The sequence below is a fragment of the Cytobacillus spartinae genome (assembly GCF_042865285.1).
Taxonomy (GTDB): Bacteria; Bacillota; Bacilli; order Bacillales; family Cytobacillaceae; genus Robertmurraya_A; species Robertmurraya_A spartinae.
Window position 1 is genome coordinate 91718 of record NZ_JBIACK010000001.1, and the last position, 23345, is coordinate 115062.

Consider the following 23345-nt stretch of genomic DNA (forward strand, 5'->3'; position numbering starts at 1 on the left):
TTGATTAAGCTTACAAGATTAAATGGAAATTCATTTATGTTAAATGCAGTATACATAGAAACGATTGAATCCTTTCCTGATACGACCATTACGTTAACAAACGGCCGAAAGTATGTCGTGAGGGAGGCAGAGGATCAAGTTTTTACGTTAGTTGAAAATTTCTATCAATCTGTCAACCTACTAGGACAACAACAGGGGGAGGGGAAAGAAAATGAAAAATAATAAGCTATTAATGATTATGTTAATTATGCTTGTTGCGATCACCCTTGTTGGGGCTGTTGCGCTTGTGGTTGTATTAAAATTTACTGGTGCCGAAGAACATAAAGAGCCTACTATAGATGAGGTTTTAGAAGCGTCTGTTGATATCCCACAGATAACGACTAATCTTGCAAGTAATGACTATATTCGTATTTCCTTCAAAATACAGACAGACAGTAAAGAGGCAAAGGAAGAATTGGAAAAGCGTGACTTCCAAGTAAAGAACATTATCATACTTGAATTATCAGAGAAAAAGGCAGAAGACCTACAAGGTAAAGAAGCCCTACTGAAATTTGAGGAAGAGTTAAAGGTTAAAATTAATGAAATTATGCAAGAAGGCGAAGTCGTCAAGGTGTATATTATTGAACCACTCCTCCAGTAAAACAACATGACAGAAATTACTACGAATAGGAGGTGAGGATTCATGTCTGGAGAAGTATTGTCCCAAAGTGAAATAGATGCCCTTTTATCAGCTCTTTCCACTGGTGAAATGGATGCAGATGAACTGAAAAAAGAACAATCCGAGAAAAAAGTTAAGGTTTATGACTTCAAAAGAGCATTACGTTTCTCAAAAGATCAAATTCGAAGTTTAACTCGGATTCATGAGAACTTTGCTAGATTGCTTACTACCTTTTTCTCTGCTCAATTGAGAACTTATGTACAGATTTCAGTTGCGTCCGCAGACCAAATACCGTATGAGGAGTTTATCCGTTCCATTCCTAAAATGACGATATTGAACGTTTTCGAAGTTCCTCCATTAGATGGAAGAATATTGATGGAAGTGAACCCAAATATTGCTTATGCTATGATGGACCGCATGATGGGTGGTAGAGGAACAAGTATAAACAAAGTTGATAATTTAACAGAAATTGAAACCAAGATTATGTCTAATACGTTTGAACGTTCTTTTGAAAATCTAAGAGAAGCATGGTCTACGATAGCTGAAATTGATCCAATGTTAACTGATTTTGAGGTGAATCCTCAATTTTTACAGATGGTATCTCCCAACGAGACGGTTGTCGTTATCTCGTTAAATACAACGATTGGCGAAACGTCGGGGATGATTAATATATGTATACCTCACGTCGTTCTTGAGCCGATTATACCTAAACTTTCCGTTCATTATTGGATGCAAACGGAGAAGAAGGAAAGAAAACCTCAAGAAATAGAAGTATTAGAACAGAGAATTCATAAGGCTGATGTACCAATATCTGTTGGACTTGGCTCGTCCGAAATATCTATTCAAGATTTTTTAATGCTTGATGTAGGAGATGTTATTGAGTTAAACCAGCAAATTGATCAGCCGTTGACGATAAGTGTTGGCGATATTCCTAAATTTTTAGGTCAACCAGGAAAATTAAACAAAAAAATTGCCATTCAAGTTTTGGATACGTTGAAGGGGGGCGACGATGATGGTGAGCGATGACATGCTCTCTCAAGATGAAATAGATGCACTATTAAGAGGAACAGATGACTCTGACTCTGAAAACAATAATGATGAAATATTTAACGTAGAAGATTATCTTTCTTCAATGGAGCAAGACGCGCTAGGTGAAATTGGAAATATATCCTTCGGCAGCTCTGCAACTGCTTTATCAACGTTATTAAATCAAAAAGTTGATATTACAACGCCTACAGTATCAATTATTCCTAGAAATAAGCTTGCAGAAGAATTTCCACATCCGTATGTGGCTATTCAAGTGAGCTATACGGAAGGATTTTCTGGTACAAATCTGTTAGTTATTAAACAAACAGACGCTGCTATTATCGCAGATCTAATGCTAGGTGGGGATGGATTAAATCCTGCAGAACTAATGGGTGAAATACAGTTAAGTGCTGTGCAAGAAGCGATGAACCAAATGATGGGGTCTTCGGCTACATCGATGTCCACTATTTTTAGCAAGAAGGTAGATATTTCTCCTCCTTCCATTGATATGCTTGATGTTCAACAAGGAGAAGGCACAGAAAGAATTCCAGATGATGATATGCTTGCAAAAATTTCTTTCCGTTTAAGGGTCGGAGAATTAATTGATTCAAGCATTATGCAACTACTTCCTTTGGAATTTGCAAAGAATTTAGTCAAGGAATTGTTAAATCCGGGAGAAGCAACACCAACTCAATCAGTTAAAATGGAAGAGGAACAGCCTGAGGTATATAATCAATCACCAGGTACTAGTAATCAACCTTTGCATCAATATCAGCCTGAACAACCTATTAATAATGAATGGAGTCCACCACCAAATCAAGGACAACAGCCAACTTTTGACCCTAACCATCAGCAAACAAGCTGGCAGCAACCGCAACAAGGTTATCAAATGCCACCACCAGGAATGGGGTATCAAACTGGGCCACAGCATTATGGGTCACCGTTCCCTGGAGGAGTGCAACCAAATGTTCAACCGGCAGTCTTTTCTAATTTTGAGCAATATCAGCTGCAGGAATCTGAATCAAAAAATTTAAATATGCTGATGGATATCCCGTTACAAGTTACGGTTGAACTAGGAAGAACAAAACGCTCAGTAAAAGAAATACTTGAGTTGTCTTCTGGCTCTATTATTGAATTAGATAAATTAGCTGGGGAACCAGTTGATATATTAGTAAATAATCGTCTCATCGCAAAAGGTGAGGTTGTGGTTATCGATGAAAACTTCGGTGTGCGTGTGACAGATATCATCAGTCAAACGGATCGAATAAAAAAACTTAGATAATAATTTAGGGGGATTTCGAATATGGGACACAAGATTTTAATTGTAGACGATGCGGCATTTATGAGAATGATGATTAAGGATATTTTAACAAAGAATGGTTTTGAGGTTGTAGGAGAAGCAGCAGACGGTGCTCAAGCAGTAGAAAAGTATAAAGAAAGCCAGCCAGATCTAGTTACAATGGATATCACTATGCCTGAGATGGATGGAATCACAGCACTTAAGGAAATTAAGAAAATTAACCCTAATGCAAAAGTTATTATGTGTTCAGCAATGGGGCAACAGGCGATGGTTATTGATGCTATCCAAGCGGGAGCAAAAGATTTCATCGTTAAACCATTCCAAGCAGACCGAGTTATTGAAGCGATATCAAAAACATTAGGATAAAAATTAGAAATTATTAGAGGTGCAGCGCATTGCAAAGATTAAGACGACAAATAATGGTGTTGCTTCTAGTGATGATTGCTTTGCTAGGCTTCGAAATAGAAGCCTATGCAGAGCAATTAAATAGTGTAAAAGATTGCATACAACATCCAGAGAAATGTAGTGAAAATCAAATAAATCCAGCAGATGATTCAAGTGAAGAACAGGAAGGTCAAACTAGCAATGTTGGGTTAAATATTTGGGATTTCTTAAAAATGATTATAGCAACCATTTTTGTGGTAGCACTTCTATATTTCTTACTCAAATTTATTAATAAAAAAAGTAGATTGTACAAGACATCCCAATTAGTAGAGAATTTAGGAGGAACTACACTTGGGGCAAATCGTTCTGTACAGATCATAAAGGTTGGAAATCGTGTATTAATTGTTGGAGTAGGCGAAAATATTCAGCTGTTAAAAGAGATAGAAGACGAAGAGGAAGCTCTTCAAATCATCCAAGACCACAACAACAGATTAGAACAGCTTGTTCAACCAAGCGATATTGTGACAAGGGTAATAAAAAGAACAAAGCTGACAAAAACAAGCAATGATAGTACTGGAAACACACCATTCTCTTCTTTATTTAAGAACCAGTTAGAAGAAATGTCAAAAGGGAGAAAAAAGTTATATGAAGAAATGGAGAAGAAAGGGAAAGACGAACAATGAGTGAATTTATGGAGTTTTTCAACAACAGTTCCCCTGCTAATGTTTCAACTTCTGTGAAGCTACTGTTGCTATTCACTGTTCTTTCACTAGCTCCAAGTATTCTAGTATTAATGACTTGTTTTATAAGAATTGTAATAGTTCTTTCCTTTGTCAGAACGGCGCTTGCTACTCAGCAGATGCCACCCAATCAAGTAATTATTGGACTAGCTCTTTTCTTAAGTTTTTTTATTATGGCTCCAACATTTCAAGAAGTAAACGAGAAAGCTTTAACGCCCTTGTTTAATGAGGAAATTAATTTGGAAGAAGCATATGAAAGAGCGGCACTACCGTTTAAAGAGTTTATGAGTGCACACACTAGGCAGAAGGATCTGGCACTATTTTTAGAGTATTCACAGGCAGATCCACCAGAATCTATTGAAGATATTCCGTTAACTGCACTTGTTCCGGCATTTGCCATAAGTGAAATAAAAACGGCATTTCAAATAGGTTTTATGATCTTTATTCCATTTTTAGTCATTGATATGGTTGTAGCAAGTATTCTAATGTCTATGGGGATGATGATGCTACCACCAGTTATGATCTCGTTACCATTTAAAATATTGCTTTTTGTTCTAGTAGATGGTTGGTATTTGGTCGTTAAATCGTTACTATATAGTTTTTAAGCAGGTGAATGTATGACTCAAGATGGTGTAATCGCAATCGCTGAACAGGGTATTTGGATGGTAATCATTATTTGCGGACCATTATTAGCATTAGCTCTAATAGTAGGTTTAGTTGTAAGTATATTCCAAGCCACCACACAAATTCAAGAACAAACACTTGCGTTTATACCGAAAATCGTGGCTGTTTTACTAGGAATCGTGTTTTTTGGACCATGGATGCTTAGTCAGATGCTTTCATATGCAAGTGAAATATTTTCGAATTTAACTAGGTTTGTAGGATGATAATATGTTAGATTTTCTTCCAGAATTCCCTGCCTTTTTACTAGTGTTGGTCAGGGTTACATCTTTTTTCTTAATGATGCCGATTTTTTCTTATCGGACGATTCCTACTACACATAAAATTGGATTAGGATTTTTTCTTTCATTGATTATGTTCTCTAACATTGATGCACCGGTATTAGAAATTAACGGTGCATACTTTTTATTAATTATGAAAGAAGCCTTAGTTGGTTTAATAATAGGGTTTATCGCATACTTAATCCTTGCGGCTATTCAAGTAGCGGGTGGATTTATTGATTTTCAGATGGGTTTTGCCATTGCCAATGTTATTGACCCTCAAACAGGAGCGCAAAGTCCTCTTACGGGTCAATATTTATACACTATTGCTCTTTTCTTTTTATTAACGGTAAATGGACATCATTTGCTTTTAGATGGAGTTTTTTATAGCTACGAGTTTATCCCACTTGACCAAGCTTGGATTCCTTTTGGGGATGAATCGATGGTTGAGTTTATCGTAAAATCCTTCAGTTCTATGTTCACGATCGCCTTTCAAATGTCCATTCCTGTTGTAGGGAGTTTATTTCTTGTCGATGTTGCTCTGGGAATTGTAGCTAGAACTGTACCTCAATTAAATGTGTTTGTTGTAGGTCTACCTCTTAAAATAGGTGTTAGTTTTATTGTCCTTATTGCTGTTATGAGTGTGTTAATGATGGTTGTGACGCAATTATTTGAAACGATGCTTATTACAATGAGAAATCTTATGGATCTTATTGGAGGTTCATAATATGAATCAATTAAAATTAGATTTACAATTTTTTTCTGGTGAAAAAACAGAAAAAGCTACACCAAAAAAGAGGCAAGATTCCCGAAAAAAGGGACAAGTGGCCAAAAGTCAGGATGTTAATACAGCTGTAGGTTTTGTAGGAGTTTTCTTATTGCTTTTATTTACTGGAAGTTATATGAAAGATATTGTCCTTTATATCTTTAGTCACTCCTTCGAGGATTACATGCGAATGGAATTAACAGAAAGTAATATACAAGTAATCTTTCTTGATATTTTATATGAACTAATACTTCTTTTAGGTCCTATTATGATAGTTGCCTTACTTGCAGGTGTTGCAGCAAATTATATGCAATTTGGTTTTTTATTTTCTACAGAAGCGATACAGCCTAAACTAGAAAAGATTGATCCGATTAAAGGATTTAAAAGAATTTTTTCTGTTAGGGCCATTGTTGAAATGCTTAAGAGTATCTTGAAAATTTCATTTGTCGGAGTTATTACATTTGCCATCCTTTGGATTAATAGAGAGGAAATCTTAATCCTAGCCCTAAAATCCGTTGGTGCATCATTAGTAACTGTAGCGAATATCACGATTCAAATGGGCTTAATAGCATCTGCAGCGTTATTATTTTTGTCTGTATTGGATTACTTATATCAGAAGTACGACTTTGAAAAAAATATACGAATGTCCAAACAAGATATAAAGGACGAATATAAGAATATTGAAGGGGATCCTTTAATTAAATCAAAAATCAAACAGCGTCAGCGAGAAATGGCTATGCGCAGAATGATGCAAGAGGTACCCCAAGCAGATGTAGTTATCACGAACCCAACGCACTATGCAATTGCTTTGAAATACGATGAGAAAAAGCTTGATGCGCCGTATGTTGTCGCAAAGGGAGTTGACTACGTCGCTCAGAAAATAAAGTATATAGCCAAAGAAAATGACGTGGTCATGGTGGAAAATCGTTCTTTAGCAAGAGCATTGTACAGCCAGGCAGAAATTGGGGATGCAATTCCTGAAGAATTCTTTAAAGCTGTCGCAGAAATTCTTGCCTACGTATATAAAACAAAAAATAAGATTTAGTTGTCTTAAAATACCAGTTAGGAGAGGGAAGTATGTCAGCAAGAGATTTATCGGTATTGCTAAGTGTCATTTTAATAGTTGCGATGCTAATTATTCCTTTTCCGGGATGGTTATTAAGTGTACTCATTATCATAAATATTTCATTAGCATTATTAGTTCTTTTAACATCCATGAATATGAGTGAACCTCTTCAGTTCTCTATATTCCCTTCATTATTGTTACTTTTAACCCTTTTTCGACTGGGACTTAACGTTTCTACTACAAGATCGATTCTCTCAAAAGGAGAAGCAGGGGGCGTAGTAGAAACCTTTGGAACCTTCGTTGTAGGTGGGAATGTAGTAGTAGGGATGGTTGTTTTCTTAATCTTAATTATCATCCAATTCATTGTTATCACGAAAGGGTCTGAACGTGTTTCTGAAGTTGCTGCTCGTTTTACACTAGATGCGATGCCAGGTAAACAGATGAGTATTGACGCAGATTTAAATGCGGGGATGATTTCTGAACATGAAGCAAGAGAAAGACGTGAAAAAATCGGAAGAGAAGCCGATTTTTATGGAGCTATGGATGGTGCGAGTAAGTTCGTTAAAGGAGATGCCATAGCCGGTATTATTATTGTTATAATCAATCTAATTTTCGGAATCGTCATCGGGATGACTCAAATGGGATTAAGTATTGCGGATTCGGCTAATAAATTTTCCCTTTTAACAGTAGGTGACGGAATTGTAAGCCAAATTCCAGCTCTTTTGATTTCAACTGCAACAGGTATTGTGGTTACACGTGCTGCGTCTGATGGGAACCTTGGTAAAGACATCACTTCACAGCTGTTTGCCTATCCAAAAATGCTTTACGTTACAGGTGCAACCATCCTATTATTAGGGATTTTTACACCAATCGGAATTGTTCTAACACTCCCAATTGGTGGGCTAATGATTGTGGGAGGATACATGATCTCACGTACTCCACAGCCTGATAAAGACCAGCTCCAAGAACTTGAAGAAGAGATTCAAACAGATGAGATGAAAAGTCCTGAGAGTGTTGTCAATCTCCTAAATGTCGATCCTATTGAATTTGAATTTGGCTACGGACTTATCCCATTAGCCGATTCGAACCAAGGAGGGGACCTTCTCGATCGAATTGTGATGATTCGAAGACAGCTAGCAATTGAGCTAGGACTAGTAATTCCTGTTGTAAGAATTCGAGATAATATTCAGCTACAACCGAATGAATATAGACTAAAAATTAAAGGTAGTGAAATGGCTCGAGGTGAGCTATTACTTGATCACTATCTAGCGATGAGTCCTGGGATTGACGATGATTCAATCGAAGGGATTGATACGGTAGAACCATCATTCGGTCTTCCCGCAAAATGGATTACTGAAGATATGAAGGAGCAAGCTGAAATATTTGGTTACACGGTAGTAGATCCCCCGTCTGTGGTATCTACCCATATCACTGAAGTTATAAAAGGAAATGCTCATGAATTACTAGGAAGACAAGAAACGAAGCAGTTGATTGATCATATAAAGGAAAGCTATCCAATTCTAGTAGAAGAAGTAACTCCAAATCCATTATCGGTTGGTGAAGTCCAAAAAGTACTTGGAAAACTATTAAGAGAAAATGTTTCAATAAGAAACCTTCCTATTATTTTTGAGACTCTCGCTGATTTTGGGAAAGTAACATCGGACACGGATCTACTAGCCGAATATGTTAGACAAGCTCTTGCTAGACAGATTACTAATCAATATAGCTCTAGTAACGAATCGTTAAAGGTTGTTACTTTGTCAGGTAAAATAGAAAAGCTAATAGCAGATGGTATTCAACAAACAGAACATGGAAACTATCTTTCAATGGATCCTACAGTTTCTCAGTCCATTCTTGAGTCGTTAGCATCTCAGGTTGAGCAATTATCATTAATGGAGCAAACACCAATCGTTCTCTGTTCACCTGCAGTTAGAATGTATGTCCGTCAGTTAACAGAAAGATATTTTCCACAAATTCCCATCCTTTCCTATAACGAGCTGGAAGCGAATGTGGAAGTACAAAGTGTTGGGGTGGTGAACATCGATTGAAAATAAAAAAATACGTAGCTAATTCGATGCCTGAAGCAATGAAACAAATTCGTGCTGAACTTGGAAACGATGCGGTTATCCTTAACTCCAAAATGGTTCATACTGGAGGTTTCCTTGGTTTCTTTAAGAAAAAAGGAATTGAAGTCATCGCTGCTGTCGATCCTACACCAAAAGCTGAACCCAAACTAAAGGAAAAAGCTAAAAAGGAACCTGAGAAACCTAGTCTTAAAATTGAGCACGGTAAAGAAGTTATTAACAAAAGCCCTGAAATCAATACAGTAATAAAGCCTTCTGAAGAGTTGCTTAAAGAGTTATCCGAGTTAAAAGGAATGATAAAAAATTTATCAAGTCCTACAAGCGAAAGAATCTCTTATCCTGAACCTGTGCAGGAGGCGGCCAAAATTTTGACTAGTCAGGAAGTAGATAATGAAATTAAAGAAGAAATATTAACAATACTACTCGAAAAGTGGTATTTAAATGGCGGACAAGGTGCTAACGAAGTGGTAAAAGGTTGGATGAAAGATCTCTTATCCGAAAAGCTCGCTAAAGTACCATTTGGTGAAATTACGTTTACAAAAAAATATGTAAATGTAGTCGGTCCAACAGGAGTAGGAAAAACTACCACCCTAGCAAAGATGGCCGCAGAATGCTCATTAAAGTATAAGAAAAAAGTAGCTTTAATAACGACTGATACTTACCGTATTGCAGCTATCGAACAATTAAAAACCTATGCGAAAATTCTTTCTATGCCACTTGAAGTATGTTATAACCTAGATGATTTTAAGAAAGCATGTGATTCCTTTAGGGATTTCGATGTTGTCTTAATCGATACAGCTGGAAGAAACTTTAGAAACAAGCAATATGTTGAAGATTTAAAAGGGATTATCGATTACAACAATGAAATGGAAACTTTTTTAGTTTTAGCTCTTACTGCAAAGCAGAGAGACATGGAAGATATATATGAACAGTTTTCGACGATTGATATTGATCGGTTTATTTTTACTAAGTCTGATGAAACATCTAATTATGGAGCAATGTTGAATTTGACCCATAAATATAACAAAGGAATCGCCTATATTACGACTGGTCAAAATGTGCCAGATGATATGATTTTAGCAAATCCTAACGTAGTAACAAAATTCATTGTTGGGGTTGAATAAGATGAACGATCAAGCTGAGGCGTTAAGAAACAAGATTAGCAATATCGAAAAAGATTCTACTCCAAAAACAATAGCGGTTGTAAGTGGAAAAGGTGGAGTTGGAAAATCGAACTTTTCGTTAAACTTTGCCATCTCCTTATCCAAGCGTGGACAAAAAGTGTTACTATTTGATATGGATGTAGGTATGGGCAATATTGATATTTTAATGGGGAGGACAACTAAGTCAACCATTGTTGATTTCTTCAAAGGAGATAAGTCTTTAAAAGATGTTGTCATGGAGGGCCCCGATAATATTCGATATATTGCCGGGGGATCTGGTTTATCCCAGTTAATTAAATTGGATGAAGAACTGGTAGAATTTTTTTCTAATGAATTATCAAAATTGATAAATGATTATGACTATATCATATTCGATATGGGTGCAGGGGTAAGTGAGGAATCTCTTAATTTTATATTGGCAGTGGATGAAATCGTTGTTATTACAACACCAGAACCGACCTCAATTACTGATGCTTATGCCATGATGAAATACATACATCTAAATAACCAGGATCTTCCTATCTTGATTATGGTAAATCGAGTTCAGAGTGAAAAAGAAGGTAAAGAAACATTTAATAGGCTTAAAATGGTTCTTAAAAGGTTTCTAGATAGGGACGTCATTTTACTTGGTACACTTCCAGACGATAAAGCTATTCATCAATCGGTAGTAAAACAAGTTCCGTTTATTAATAATGAAAAATCAAATGCGTCCAAAGCACTATATAAAATAACTGAAAGATATGAAAAACAATCTTTTAATACTCTACCGCCTTCCAATCATTTTCTTTTTGTTTCAAAGTTAAAGCAATTTCTCTTTGAAAGGTAGTGCTTCAGTATGAAAAAAGTAAAAGTCCTTGTCGTTGATGATTCAGCATTCATGAGGAAACTCATTCATGATTTTCTAACCGAAAGTTCTCGTATAGAAGTCATTGATACAGCAAGAAACGGTGAGGATGCCATCAAAAAAATTAAGCAATTAAAACCTGATGTTGTGACTATGGACATAGAAATGCCTATTCTAAATGGACTAGAAGCTCTTAAAATAATCATGAAAGAGCACCCTGTCCCAATAGTCATGCTGTCAAGCACCACTTATGAGGGGGCTGAGAATACAATTCAGGCCATTCAGTATGGTGCCACAGATTTTATCGCAAAGCCGTCAGGAGCTATTTCACTAGATTTATATAAGATTAAAGAAGAAATTATTGAAAAGGTTTTATCAGCGAGTCAAGCAAATATTAAACAATTAGCTAAATCGCCTTCTAATGTAAAAAGTACTACTATTTCCGCCGATAATTATAGTAAAATAGAACCAAAGGAAGCTACGCTAAAAACTTATGTAACTAGTAGCAATTGGAATACAACGAAGAAAATTGTATGTATTGGTACCTCAACAGGAGGTCCAAGAGCACTTCAGAATGTAGTCACAAAGCTTCCTAGCAATTTACAAGCACCAGTCTTAGTTGTTCAGCATATGCCTCCTGGGTTTACAAAAAGTCTCGCTAATCGTTTGAATTCTTTTTCTGAGGTAGAAGTAAAGGAAGCAGAAGATGGAGAGATTGTGAAAAATGGAACTGTGTATATTGCCCCTGGGGGATTCCATTTGAAGGTAAAGCATGTTGGAACAAGCTTAGCCATTCACCTAGATCAGTCACCAGCTCGTAGTGGGCATCGCCCATCAGTTGATGTCATGTTTGAATCAGTTAGTGTAATAAAAGATTATTTGAAAATTGCTGTCGTCATGACAGGAATGGGATCAGATGGTTCACAAGGCTTAATAGAGTTAAAGAAACATGGTGCGGTAAAAGCGATAGCTGAGTCAAAAGAGACTTCAATCGTTTTTGGAATGCCAAAAGCCGCTATTTCTACAAATCTAGTTGATGAAGTTCAAAATGTTGAACGAATTGCAGAATCGATATTGAAATATGTATAAGTCAGGGGTGTAGGGCGATGGAAATGAATCAATATTTAGAAGTGTTCATTGAAGAAAGTAAGGAACATTTGCAGAGCTGTAACGAGAGATTGCTTGATTTAGAAAAAAATCCAAGTGATATAAGCATTGTTAATGATATATTCCGTTCAGCACATACTTTAAAAGGTATGTCGGCTACAATGGGGTACGAGGATTTAGCAAGCTTGACACACCAAATGGAAAATGTACTAGATTTAATCCGTAATTCAAAAATATCGGTCACACCTGAAATATTAGATGTTGTTTTCTTAGCTGTAGATGACCTTGAAGCTATGGTTCAATCGATTGCTGAAGGTGGAGATGGTAAAAGAGACGTAAAAGAAGTCGTGAATAAACTAGTCATGATTGAGAAGGGAGAAAGCCCAACTCAAGCTCAAACGAAGAACGAAGTTGCAGTTGCTGTAGCGGAAGTGAAAAATGGGACAAAAAGTCAGTATGATGAGTTTGAATACACGGTTCTTGAGCAATCAAAAGAACAAGGCTTCGATGCGTTTGAGATAACAATCGCTTTAAGAGAAGATTGCCTTTTAAAAGCAGCAAGGGTATTCATGGTATTTGAAGTTTTAGAGAAAATTGGTGAAGTAATTAAATCGAATCCATCCGTTGATCAACTTGAAGAAGAACAATTCGATCAAGAATTTACGGTTACAATCGTTTCTAAGGAACCTCAGGAAGATATTAAGAAGAAGGTAATGAAAGTTTCTGAGGTGGAAAAAGTAGAAGTTGAAATGTTTACATTAGAATCACTTCGCGAGAAGCAGGAAACTAAGGAACATGAACCGGTTGTAAATGTAGAAACATTTGGTGAAACACAAGAAATATCAACAAATACTGCAGCACCAGCAACTGATCAGAAAAAGCAAACATCAGCAAAACAAGCTAGTAATAAAACGATTCGTGTAAATATTGAGAGACTTGATATTCTTATGAACTTGTTTGAAGAACTCGTTATTGATCGTGGAAGACTAGAGCAAATTTCACGTGACTTAAATAACCAGGAACTTCATGAGACAGTTGAAAGAATGTCTAGAATATCTGGGGATTTACAAAACATTATCTTAAACATGAGAATGGTTCCTGTTGAGACAGTATTTAATCGTTTCCCTAGAATGGTACGTCAATTAGCTAGAGATTTAGGGAAGAAGATTAATCTTGAAATCATTGGTGCTGAAACTGAATTAGATAGAACGGTTATTGATGAAATTGGAGATCCTCTTGTTCATTTAATTAGAAATGCCCTTGATCACGGTGTAGAAACACCTGAAGTTAGAAAGAGCAAAGGAAAAAGTGAAGAGGGAACAGTCATTCTCAAGGCATTCCATAGTGGAAATCATGTGTTCATTGAAATCCAAGATGACGGTGCTGGAATCAGTAGAGAAAGAGTTTTAAAGAAAGCGCTAAAAAATGGAGTTGTAAATGAGCAAACAGCTGCTACCTTAACAGATAAACAAGTGTATGAACTTATTTTTGCATCAGGTTTTTCTACTGCTGAAGTGATATCAGATGTATCTGGACGTGGAGTGGGCTTAGATGTTGTCAAAAATACAATAGAATCATTAGGTGGTTCAGTTTCTATTGACGCTAAAGAAGGTTCTGGTTCAACCTTCTCTATACAGCTACCACTTACACTTTCTATTATTTCTGTTATGTTAGTAGAAATACAACAGGAAAAATATGCTGTTCCTCTATCATCGATTATTGAAACAGCCATCGTTAAAAAAGAAGATATCTTAAATGCTCATAATCAAAAAGTAATTGATTTCCGTGGAAAGGTAGTACCTTTATTATTCTTAAAGGATATTTTCCAAGTACCTGTTCATGAAGAAGAGGATGAGTTTTACTCAGTTGTTATTGTTCGAAAAGGAGATAAGATGGCAGGGTTAGTAGTTGATTCCTTTATTGGCCAGCAAGAAGTTGTACTAAAATCTCTTGGGAACTATTTAACTTCTGTATTTGCCATTTCTGGAGCGACTATTTTAGGAGATGGACAAGTTGCTTTAATTGTTGACTGTAATGCTTTAATTAAGTAATCAATACAAGTTGTTTATGTTTAGAAATTTAATGGCTCTGGCTCCTCTTTAGGACAGAGCCATTCATGAAATAGGAAACTGAACGGGAGTGAAAATCATGACTGAAACTTTAACGGCTGATTTAAAGCTAATCGTTTTTCAATTAAAAGGGAAAGAATATGCGATCCCGGTAAGTCAAGTGCGTTCAATTGAAAAGGTTCAACACATTACTAGAGTCCCTAGTACATCACCATTTGTAAAAGGTGTTATCAACCTTCGTGGTGTAGTGACACCTATCATTGATTTACGTAGACGTTTTGACATTGATGAAGAGCATTATTCTGAAAGTACTAGAGTCATAATTGTTGCACTAGAAAACATGGAAGTAGGATTAATTGTTGATGCTGCAAACGATGTTATCGATGTAAAAACAACTTCTATTGAGCCACCTCCAGAGGTAGTAGGTGTGACAGAGGCTGAGTATATAAATGGTGTAGTAAAGATTGAAAAAAGATTGTTGATTTTAATAGACTTGGTAAAGGTGTTAAATCCGGAAGAAGTTAACAGAAATGAAGGGTAGCGATATGAGTTTTTTGGATAAATTTACGAGCATGCACCTTGATGTATTAAAAGAAGTCGGAAATATTGGTGCTGGAAATGCTGTAACAGCTCTTTCAAAGCTTTTAAATAAAAAAGTGGATATGAAAGTTCCTAATGTAAGGGTTGTATCGTTCGATGAAATGATGGAAATGGCTGGTGGAGCTGAAAATATTGTTGCGAGTGTATTTCTTAGAATTGAAGGGGATGCTCCTGGAAGCATGTTCTTTGTTCTGCCACTTCAGCAAGCCACTACCTTTATTCAGCAGATGATTGGTGATACTAGCTTTAACTTTGAAAATCCACCATATAATGAATTAGCAATATCCGCTCTTCAAGAGTTAGGGAATATCCTATCAGGCTCTTATTTAGCGTCCTTGTCAGATTTAACAAAACTTTCTTTATATCCTTCTGTCCCAGCATTAAGCATCGATATGGTGGGAGCTATCATAAGCTTTGGGTTAATTGAGCTATCTCAAGTAAGTGATTATGCAATCGTGATTGATACTGCTCTTAATGAAGATAATGAAGGAATTTCAGAAAGCGTTAAAGGTCATTTCTTCCTTTTACCTGATCCGGATTCTTTTGATATTATCTTTAAATCATTAGGGGTTGCACAGAATGAATGATTGTGTTGAAGTCGTTAAAGTTGGAATAGCTGACATGAATATTGTGAAACCACCTAATCATATTCGGACATCTGGTCTAGGGTCTTGTGTAGGTGTTGTTATTTACGACCAAGTTAAGGAAATTGCAGGCTTAGTTCACGTAATGCTTCCTGACTCTTCCTTAGCAAAGACTGGTTCTATAAATATAGCCAAATATGCAGATACGGCTGTCAAAGAATTAGTTAATATACTGGTTAGACATGGTGCTCGACTTAGCTCTTTAAAAGCTAAAATCGCTGGTGGGGCACAAATGTTTCAGTTCTCTAATTCAAGCGATATGATGCGTATTGGTCCAAGGAATGTAGAAGCAGTAAAGAAGGAGCTAGCCGCACTTAGGATTACCATTGTTGCAGAGGACGTAGGAGGAAATAGTGGAAGAACGATAGAATTTGATCCTCAAACTTGTATATTAAATATTCGTACAGTAAACAAGGGAGTGCAAGAACTCTAGTGTTTGGCTCATGGATTTTTAATGTATGGTTTGGATTAGGTTCGTTTGTATTTTACTTTCTTTTATCTATATTAAATAAATCCATTACTCGTTCTCTCATCGAGGCGATAATTGTGGGATTCGTTTTCTTTTTCCTAGGCTATATTTTCAGATGGGCTCTCTATTTTATGAATCAGAATCAAAAGGAAAGCCAGAGTGAGGATTTAAATGTTTTGGAAACATCAGAATTAGATGAAAATAAATCTGAATTTATTGGAAAAAATCACACGGCAGACTCAAATGAATTAAACGATGAAGACATCGATAAAACTACACAATACATAAAAGAAATGATAAAAGATTAAAATCAGTATCCTTTGAGGTGCTGATTTTTATTTTTGTTAATGGTAAAAAGGCAAGTTGCTAGGATCCTTCAAGTATTCTTTCTATCAGCTCCATAAGAGAAATCTACGAAAACGTTACCTCGTGCAATAAAGAAGTCTATTTCGGGATTCACCGCCCATAAACACTTCCTATCTAATTTCCTTATAATGGACAATATAAAAGTATAACGATTCTATTAAGAGAGCTTTAAGTTTGGTATAATATGAATAATGAAAAAGGTACGTTTTGAGGTGGAACTATGGCACAGGCATCAACAACAGAGGAACAGTTAATATGGGAAAAGTGGGTGACAACGAGAGACTCTCATGCAGGGAATCTATTAGTTAAGAAATATATGTCTCTAGTTAGCTACCACGTACAAAGAATATCTGTAGGGCTACCTAGAAATGTTTCGAGAGATGACCTTCGTAGTTTAGGGATGATTGGGCTATATGATGCGTTAGAAAAATTTGACCCTACACGAGACTTGAAGTTTGACACATATGCATCTTTTCGAATTCGTGGTGCTATCATTGATGGATTACGAAAAGAAGATTGGCTCTCAAGAAGTACAAGGGAAAAATCCAAGCGAATTGAAGCAGCGATTGAAAAGTTAGAGCAAAAATACATGAGAACGGTCTCGGCAAAGGAAATAGCTTTGGAGTTAAATTTAACAGAAGAAGAAGTGTACACAACTATGAACGAGTACTTCTTTGCTAACATCCTTTCAATAGATGAACAACCAAATGAGCAGGATGAAAAAGAAGGTCAATCTTTTGTACTTAAGGACGATAAAGCAGAGATTCCAGAAGAAAAGGTCATGAAGGATGAACTTATTCAAGAAATGGCCAATATGATTTCATCGTTAAATGAAAAAGAGCAGCTTGTTCTTAGTCTATTTTATCAAGAGGAGCTAACGCTAACTGAGATTGGACAGGTTATGGATTTATCTACATCAAGGATTTCACAAATTCACTCAAAAGCAATATTCAAACTAAGGCAATCTTTGAAAAAAATAAATTAACTTCACTGCAAATATTCAATTATTAATACATACGAGGTGAATCACTGTGGAAAAGCCATTTAAAGTTATAATTTCAAAAGATCGTTTAAAAGCTGAAATAGATTTAATTGAGAAACTTGATGAACGCTTTTCCATTTCTGTTCATGAGTTAGAAGAACTAATTAAGAATGAAGGCATTACTCTCGGATTGAACCAGGAAATAATAGCAGAAATAGCTAACAACCCATTTTCTATCTCATTTCCCGTTGTAATTGCTGAGGGGATTCTTCCTAAAAATGGTGACGACGCATACTTATTAATTGAGTCAGTAAAAAAAGAGGATAGACAAAAGAAGGATATTAATTTTCGTGAAGTGATGGAAATTCCTTCTGTTGAAAATGGGCAAATTATAGCAACTGCTGTTCCACAAACCTATGGTGCACCTGGTACGGATATAACTGGGAAACAGATCCAAGCAAAGAATGGAAAGCCATTAAAGGTGAGAGCGGGTAAAAATGTTATACAAAATGATAATAAATTTATCTCTACTCTAAACGGGCAAGTTAGCATATCAAAAACGATGATTACAGTTAATCCCGTGTTTGAAGTAAAAGGAGATATAGACTTAAAGACAGGAAATATTAACTTTATCGGCAACGTTGTCATTCGTGGAAATGTTCCTACAGGTTATGAGGTTCATGCAGGTGGCGATATAAAAATTTATGGTTTAGTAGAAGGAGCTCATATTACATCAAAAGGGAATATTGTCATAATGGGCGGTGTTACCGGTGGAAATAGGGGGAAAATCGAGGCTGAAGGCAGCATTCATGCAGCCTACCTAAACCAAGCCAATGTTAAAGCTGGACAGGATCTTTTCGTTGACTCTTCTTTATTACATAGTTTTATTCAAACAGGAGGATCCATCTTCTGTAAAAACGGACATGTTATCGGTGGGCAAATATCATCAGGGAAGGATATTCACGTGAAAAATGTAGGGAACCATTTATTCACAAAAACAGACCTTTTTATTGGGTTCGATCCTATCCTCGCTGATACCGAAATGAAACTTAAGCAAGAAATATTTTCTGTCTCCGAAAATATCAAAAAGATCGATGAAATTGAATCAAAAATAATTGAAGTTGCGAAGAAATCTGGACAGTTATCCGAAGAACATAAAACACTTATCTTAAAACAAAGAGCTACAAAAAAACATTTTACTACTCAAATTGAGGATTTAAATGAAACCCTCCAAGAGTTAGAGGATGAGAAACAGGAAAGATTAATGGCATCCGTATTTATATACGATACTGTTTATCCAAATACAACTCTTCATTTCGGCAAGTATTCACAAAATATCCAAAGGAAGCATACGTATGTTAGGTTTTACTTTTCTAACAGTGAGGTTGCATTTGAGCCAATCTGATTGCATCCTGCCTGAACTGTCGGTGAATAGTAAAAAAGTCTAATTATAAAGGAAGTGGCCATTTTGAGTCTCAAGTTAATTGAAATGCAGATTGCGCTTCCGAGAACCTATGAAGCAGGAAAACTACAAGAACAGGCCCAACAAAGAGGACAGCTACATAATGACTATGCTGCTCAAAGTGTTCAAAGGGAAGAGGATAAAAAGAGAAGCACAGTACTAAAACAAGAGCAGAAAGACCGTGCTCACCTTCAGCAATTTGATCAAAAGCATAATCAGTCAATGTATCAACAAAAACAAGATAAAGACCAAGAGAAAGATAAAGATAAAGATAAAGCAAAAGAACAACACCCTTACAAAGGTACTCTTTTTGACTTTAGCGGATAGAGGGTTTGGATTACTTATGACTACATTTTTATTATTTATAAGCTTGCTTCTAAATATCATAGCCTTATTTGCAATTATCATTCTATTCCTAAGACAAAATCGTTTGTTACTCGTTGAAAAAAAACATGACAAAATGATACGAGATATGGAAGATGTTATTTCTACGTATCTAATCGAAATGAAAGACGAGAATGAAAAGTTTTTACAGAAGGTAAAAGAAATCAATCTAAATCGACCTATAATTGCACAAGAAAAACAAAGCAATAAAATAGCAAAAGAAGAAGTGGTAGTACAACCAAATAGTAAGGTCGAAAAACAGAATATAGAGGATAAACCTGCTGCGCCAAAACATCTTTCAAGTGATCAAGTAAACAATCAAGCTGGCACCTATCGCAAAGCTATGGCATTTCAGGCCTCTAAAGCTTATAAGAAGGCAAGTACTAGGGAAATAGATGTTAATCTAACTGATGAAGAGGATATTAATAAAATACCCCCTCTTATTGTTGATGAAGATATAAATAACATCACACCCCTTAAAGAAGAAATGAAATTTAATAAAAGTGAAGAGGTTCCAGAGGTAAATATACAGGAAAAGAAATCTACAAGTGATTTGTATATGCAGTCCCTTTTGAATCAAGTTTTACTCCTTAAAAAACAAGGGTTTAATGAAGAGGAGATTGCCCGTAAATTAAATAAGGGTAAAACCGAAATAGAACTTTTACTCAAATTTCGTCAAATTAGCCAAGAATAACTTGCAAAGTCAGTCGAACTTATGCTATATTAACTCTTGGTGTTAATACACACGTTCATGGATTTAGTCAAATGGTGCTGTTTTAAACAGTTTTTGATTAGAGTTGAAATGAGCGGAGGAAAACAAAACCATTAGGAGGAAAAAAACATGTCAGTAATTTCAATGAAGCAATTGCTTGAAGCTGGTGTACACTTCGGACACCAAACTCGCCGTTGGAACCCAAAAATGAAGAAATATATCTTCACTGAGCGTAACGGCATTTACATCATCGACCTACAAAAAACAGTTAAAAAGGTTGAAGAAGCTTATAACTGGGTAAAAGAATTAGCTGCTAACGGTGGTACAGTTCTTTTCGTAGGTACTAAAAAGCAAGCTCAAGATTCAGTTAAAGAAGAAGCAATCCGTTCAGGTCAATACTATGTTAACCAACGTTGGTTAGGTGGTACTTTAACAAACTTCGAAACAATTCAAAAGCGTATTGCACGTTTAAAAGATATCGAAAGAATGGCTGAAGATGGAACTTTCGACGTACTTCCTAAGAAAGAAGTTGTTCAATTAAAGAAAGAGCTAGAGCGTTTAGAAAAATTCTTAGGTGGAATTAAAGATATGAAGGTGCTTCCTGATGCATTATTCATCATCGATCCACGTAAAGAGCGTATCGCTGTTGCTGAAGCTCACAAATTGAACATCCCAATCGTAGGAATCGTTGATACTAACTGTGATCCAGATGAAATCGATGTAGTAATCCCTGCGAACGATGACGCAATTCGTGCAGTTAAACTATTAACTGCTAAAATGGCAGACGCTATTTTAGAAGCGAAACAAGGCGAAGAAGTTACTACTGCTTAATTAATTAACATATAAAGGTGATTAGAGGGCGCTCCCCTTTATCACCTTTTTTTAAAGACAGTGGTTTATTTAATCATAAATCATTACAAGCAAAGAAAAACTTTACAACGATTGATTAGCTTTTGAAAAGCTTGCAAAAAATAATAATACATAGAATTAAGGAGGAATTACTCATTATGGCTATTACTGCACAAATGGTAAAAGAACTTCGTGAAAAAACTGGTGCTGGTATGTTAGATTGTAAAAACGCATTAACAGAAACTGAAGGTGATATGGAAAAAGCAATCGATTATCTTCGTGAAAAGGGTATTGCTAAGGCTGCTAAGAAAGGCGATCGTATCGCCGCTGAAGGTTTATCTTCAATTAAGGTAGAAGGAAACGAAGCAGTTATTCTAGAAGTTAACTCTGAAACTGACTTTGTTGCTAAGAACGAAGGTTTCCAAACTTTAGTAAGAGAATTAGGAGATTTCCTACTTGCTAACAAGCCTGCAACTGTTGAAGAAGCAACTGGACAAACGATGGAAAATGGTGCAACTGTAGAAGCTCATATTAATGCAGCTATCGCTAAAATTGGAGAAAAATTAACTCTTCGTCGCTTCCAAATCGTAACTAAAGGCGATAACGATGCTTTTGGTGCTTACCTACACATGGGTGGACGTATTGGGGTATTATCTGTACTTGAAGGAACTACAGATGAAGACGCTGCTAAAGATGTGTCAATGCACATTGCTGCATTAAATCCTAAATATGTATCACGTGACGAAGTATCTCAAGAAGAAGTTGAGCGTGAGCGTCAAGTTTTAACACAACAAGCATTAAATGAAGGTAAGCCTGAAAACATCGTTGCTAAAATGGTAGAAGGACGCCTAAGCAAATATTTTGAAGATGTTTGTGTAAACGACCAAGCTTTCGTTAAGAATCCAGATCAAAAGGTTGGACAATTCGTTGCGTCTAAAGGCGGAAAAGTTCGTGAGTTCATCCGCTTTGAAGTTGGAGAAGGTATCGAAAAGCGTGAAGATAACTTCGCTGAAGAAGTAATGAACCAAGTTAAGAAATAATATTGAATCAGTTATCACTTCATGAATATCTAATAAGGATCTTTGGGCCTTGCTGATATTTTTCTAGTATGAAGTACTATTTTAAGCGAATCTTAAAATAGAATAACTTTGACTGATGAATGATCCAGGGGACACATAGTGTTCCCTGTTTTTCAAGAAATAGAGTTTTCAATATACATATGGAGGTTCTAATGGGTCCTAAATACAAACGCGTTGTCTTAAAATTAAGTGGTGAAGCATTAGCAGGCGAACAAGGCTTTGGAATTAATCCTTCTGTAATCAAATCTGTAGCTAGCCAAGTAAAAGAATTAGCTGATTTAGATGTAGAGGTTGCAGTAGTAGTAGGTGGCGGAAACATCTGGCGTGGTAAAATCGGCGAAGAAATGGGTATGGATAGAGCAAATGCCGATTATATGGGTATGCTAGCGACTGTAATGAACTCACTAGCACTTCAAGATAGTCTTGAACAATCTGGTGTTGAAACACGAGTACAAACTTCTATTGAGATGAGACAGGTGGCAGAACCTTATATCCGTAGACGTGCAATTCGTCATCTTGAAAAGAAACGCGTCGTGATTTTTGCTGCGGGTACAGGAAATCCTTATTTCTCAACAGATACTACGGCAGCATTACGTGCGGCTGAAATTGAAGCAGAAGTTATTTTAATGGCAAAAAACAATGTAGACGGGGTTTACTCAGCAGACCCTAGAGTTGATAAGAATGCTAAGAAGTATGACGAATTATCATATTTAGATGTGTTAAAAGAAGGTTTAGCTGTTATGGACTCTACAGCATCCTCTTTATGTATGGATAATGATATTCCGTTAATTGTATTCTCAATTATGGAGCAGGGCAATATTAAAAGAGCCGTTATGGGTGAAACCATTGGAACTATTGTTAGGGGGAAAAAATAATGCCAAAACAAGTTATTGCAAATGCAAAAGATAGAATGTCAAAAGCAATCCAAGCTTATTCTCGAGAATTAGCGAGTATTCGTGCAGGTCGTGCAAATGCTTCACTTTTAGACAGAATAACAGTGGATTATTATGGAGCACCAACTCCTATCAACCAATTAGCTGGTGTAACTGTTCCTGAAGCAAGATTACTTGTTATTCAACCCTATGATAAGAGTGTTTTAGGTGAAATCGAAAAAGCAATCTTAAAATCAGATTTAGGACTTAATCCTACGAATGATGGTAGTGTTATTCGTATTATGATTCCACAACTAACAGAAGAGCGCCGTAAAGACTTAGTTAAGGTTGTGAAGAAGGAATCTGAAGAAGCAAAAGTAGCTGTCCGTAATATTCGTCGTGATGCAAATGATGATTTAAAAAAGCTTGAGAAAAACGGTGAAATTACGGAAGATGATCAACGTAGTTACTCTGACGATATTCAAAAGCTAACAGATGAGCATATCAATAAAGTTGACGCGCTATCAAAAGAAAAAGAAAAAGAAATCATGGAAGTATAAATTTTTATTCTTTAGACCCTCTAAATTTAGGGGGTTTTCTTTTTTGAGTTGTCCGTATAATTCAACTTTAAATAGAAGTTATTAGATAGTTTCAAGACATCACCATTCTTTTTCTTCTTATTTTTTGTCCTTGTACATATTCTTTTATAGAGATATCTTTATTTATTTTTGGTATGATAAGAACATGCATAAATAGAATGAATACATAATAGATTAAT

General features: G+C 36.0%; 27 protein-coding genes. All 27 read left to right on the plus strand.

What is annotated here, in order from left to right; all coding sequences use genetic code 11:
• Positions 1-222: a flagellar FlbD family protein gene (locus ACFYKX_RS00455; RefSeq protein WP_389356986.1), complete on the plus strand. Its 222-nt coding sequence runs from the start codon at positions 1-3 to the stop codon at positions 220-222.
• Positions 212-640: a flagellar basal body-associated protein FliL gene (gene fliL, locus ACFYKX_RS00460; RefSeq protein WP_389356987.1), complete on the plus strand. Its 429-nt coding sequence runs from the start codon at positions 212-214 to the stop codon at positions 638-640. The genes ACFYKX_RS00455 and fliL overlap by 11 nt, the downstream gene beginning before the upstream one ends.
• A 42-nt stretch (positions 641-682) precedes the next feature.
• On the plus strand, positions 683-1684 hold the full coding sequence (gene fliM / locus ACFYKX_RS00465) for a flagellar motor switch protein FliM (RefSeq protein ID WP_389356989.1): 1002 nt from the start codon (positions 683-685) through the stop codon (positions 1682-1684).
• Entirely contained in the window at positions 1671-2966 is a 1296-nt protein-coding gene (gene fliY / locus ACFYKX_RS00470; RefSeq protein ID WP_389358966.1) for a flagellar motor switch phosphatase FliY, read from the plus strand. Before fliM ends, fliY begins: the two co-directional genes overlap by 14 nt.
• Positions 2967-2987: 21 nt before the next feature.
• Positions 2988-3350: a response regulator gene (locus ACFYKX_RS00475; protein ID WP_389356991.1), complete on the plus strand. Its 363-nt coding sequence runs from the start codon at positions 2988-2990 to the stop codon at positions 3348-3350.
• 29 nt (positions 3351-3379) lie between these two features.
• Positions 3380-4051, plus strand: a complete 672-nt coding sequence (locus ACFYKX_RS00480) for a flagellar biosynthetic protein FliO (protein ID WP_389356993.1) — start codon at positions 3380-3382, stop codon at positions 4049-4051.
• Positions 4048-4713: a flagellar type III secretion system pore protein FliP gene (gene fliP / locus ACFYKX_RS00485; RefSeq protein WP_389356995.1), complete on the plus strand. Its 666-nt coding sequence runs from the start codon at positions 4048-4050 to the stop codon at positions 4711-4713. Before ACFYKX_RS00480 ends, fliP begins: the two co-directional genes overlap by 4 nt.
• A 12-nt stretch (positions 4714-4725) precedes the next feature.
• The gene (fliQ, locus tag ACFYKX_RS00490) at positions 4726-4995 is read left to right on the plus strand and encodes a flagellar biosynthesis protein FliQ (RefSeq protein ID WP_389356997.1); all 270 of its coding nucleotides are present in this window, start codon (positions 4726-4728) and stop codon (positions 4993-4995) included.
• A gap of 4 nt (positions 4996-4999) precedes the next feature.
• The gene (gene fliR, locus ACFYKX_RS00495; RefSeq protein WP_389356999.1) at positions 5000-5776 is read left to right on the plus strand and encodes a flagellar biosynthetic protein FliR; all 777 of its coding nucleotides are present in this window, start codon (positions 5000-5002) and stop codon (positions 5774-5776) included.
• Position 5777: 1 nt separating this feature from the next.
• Positions 5778-6860: a flagellar biosynthesis protein FlhB gene (gene flhB, locus ACFYKX_RS00500; protein ID WP_389357001.1), complete on the plus strand. Its 1083-nt coding sequence runs from the start codon at positions 5778-5780 to the stop codon at positions 6858-6860.
• Between the two features lie 32 nt (positions 6861-6892).
• On the plus strand, positions 6893-8929 hold the full coding sequence (flhA, locus tag ACFYKX_RS00505; protein WP_389357003.1) for a flagellar biosynthesis protein FlhA: 2037 nt from the start codon (positions 6893-6895) through the stop codon (positions 8927-8929).
• Positions 8926-10089, plus strand: coding sequence for a flagellar biosynthesis protein FlhF (flhF, locus tag ACFYKX_RS00510; RefSeq protein ID WP_389357005.1), 1164 nt, complete (start codon positions 8926-8928; stop codon positions 10087-10089). The genes flhA and flhF overlap by 4 nt, the downstream gene beginning before the upstream one ends.
• A gap of 1 nt (position 10090) precedes the next feature.
• Entirely contained in the window at positions 10091-10954 is an 864-nt protein-coding gene (locus tag ACFYKX_RS00515) for a MinD/ParA family protein (protein WP_389357007.1), read from the plus strand.
• Positions 10955-10963: 9 nt separating this feature from the next.
• Complete coding sequence (locus ACFYKX_RS00520; protein ID WP_389357009.1) at positions 10964-12061, plus strand: protein-glutamate methylesterase/protein-glutamine glutaminase; 1098 nt, start codon at positions 10964-10966, stop codon at positions 12059-12061.
• A gap of 17 nt (positions 12062-12078) precedes the next feature.
• Positions 12079-14130, plus strand: coding sequence for a chemotaxis protein CheW (locus tag ACFYKX_RS00525; RefSeq protein ID WP_389357011.1), 2052 nt, complete (start codon positions 12079-12081; stop codon positions 14128-14130).
• Between the two features lie 97 nt (positions 14131-14227).
• Positions 14228-14689 (plus strand): chemotaxis protein CheW, encoded by a 462-nt coding sequence (locus tag ACFYKX_RS00530; RefSeq protein ID WP_389357013.1) that lies wholly within the window; start codon positions 14228-14230, stop codon positions 14687-14689.
• Positions 14690-14693: 4 nt separating this feature from the next.
• Complete coding sequence (locus ACFYKX_RS00535; RefSeq protein WP_389357015.1) at positions 14694-15335, plus strand: chemotaxis protein CheC; 642 nt, start codon at positions 14694-14696, stop codon at positions 15333-15335.
• The gene (locus tag ACFYKX_RS00540) at positions 15328-15825 is read left to right on the plus strand and encodes a chemotaxis protein CheD (protein WP_389357017.1); all 498 of its coding nucleotides are present in this window, start codon (positions 15328-15330) and stop codon (positions 15823-15825) included. Before ACFYKX_RS00535 ends, ACFYKX_RS00540 begins: the two co-directional genes overlap by 8 nt.
• The gene (locus tag ACFYKX_RS00545) at positions 15825-16169 is read left to right on the plus strand and encodes a hypothetical protein (RefSeq protein ID WP_389357019.1); all 345 of its coding nucleotides are present in this window, start codon (positions 15825-15827) and stop codon (positions 16167-16169) included. The genes ACFYKX_RS00540 and ACFYKX_RS00545 overlap by 1 nt, the downstream gene beginning before the upstream one ends.
• A 278-nt stretch (positions 16170-16447) precedes the next feature.
• Positions 16448-17212: a FliA/WhiG family RNA polymerase sigma factor gene (locus ACFYKX_RS00550; protein WP_389357021.1), complete on the plus strand. Its 765-nt coding sequence runs from the start codon at positions 16448-16450 to the stop codon at positions 17210-17212.
• Positions 17213-17258: 46 nt separating this feature from the next.
• The gene (locus ACFYKX_RS00555; protein ID WP_389357023.1) at positions 17259-18614 is read left to right on the plus strand and encodes a DUF342 domain-containing protein; all 1356 of its coding nucleotides are present in this window, start codon (positions 17259-17261) and stop codon (positions 18612-18614) included.
• 63 nt (positions 18615-18677) lie between these two features.
• Positions 18678-18998 carry a hypothetical protein gene (locus tag ACFYKX_RS00560; protein WP_389357025.1) on the plus strand — a complete coding sequence of 107 codons (321 nt, stop codon included), beginning with the start codon at positions 18678-18680 and terminating at the stop codon, positions 18996-18998.
• A gap of 103 nt (positions 18999-19101) precedes the next feature.
• Positions 19102-19749, plus strand: a complete 648-nt coding sequence (locus ACFYKX_RS00565; RefSeq protein WP_389357027.1) for a hypothetical protein — start codon at positions 19102-19104, stop codon at positions 19747-19749.
• 147 nt (positions 19750-19896) lie between these two features.
• On the plus strand, positions 19897-20598 hold the full coding sequence (rpsB, locus tag ACFYKX_RS00570) for a 30S ribosomal protein S2 (protein ID WP_389357029.1): 702 nt from the start codon (positions 19897-19899) through the stop codon (positions 20596-20598).
• Positions 20599-20774: 176 nt separating this feature from the next.
• The gene (tsf, locus tag ACFYKX_RS00575) at positions 20775-21656 is read left to right on the plus strand and encodes a translation elongation factor Ts (RefSeq protein ID WP_389357031.1); all 882 of its coding nucleotides are present in this window, start codon (positions 20775-20777) and stop codon (positions 21654-21656) included.
• A 191-nt stretch (positions 21657-21847) separates the two neighbouring features.
• Positions 21848-22570: a UMP kinase gene (gene pyrH / locus ACFYKX_RS00580; RefSeq protein WP_389357033.1), complete on the plus strand. Its 723-nt coding sequence runs from the start codon at positions 21848-21850 to the stop codon at positions 22568-22570.
• The gene (gene frr / locus ACFYKX_RS00585; RefSeq protein WP_389357035.1) at positions 22570-23127 is read left to right on the plus strand and encodes a ribosome recycling factor; all 558 of its coding nucleotides are present in this window, start codon (positions 22570-22572) and stop codon (positions 23125-23127) included. The genes pyrH and frr overlap by 1 nt, the downstream gene beginning before the upstream one ends.
• Positions 23128-23345: the final 218 nt, after the last annotated feature.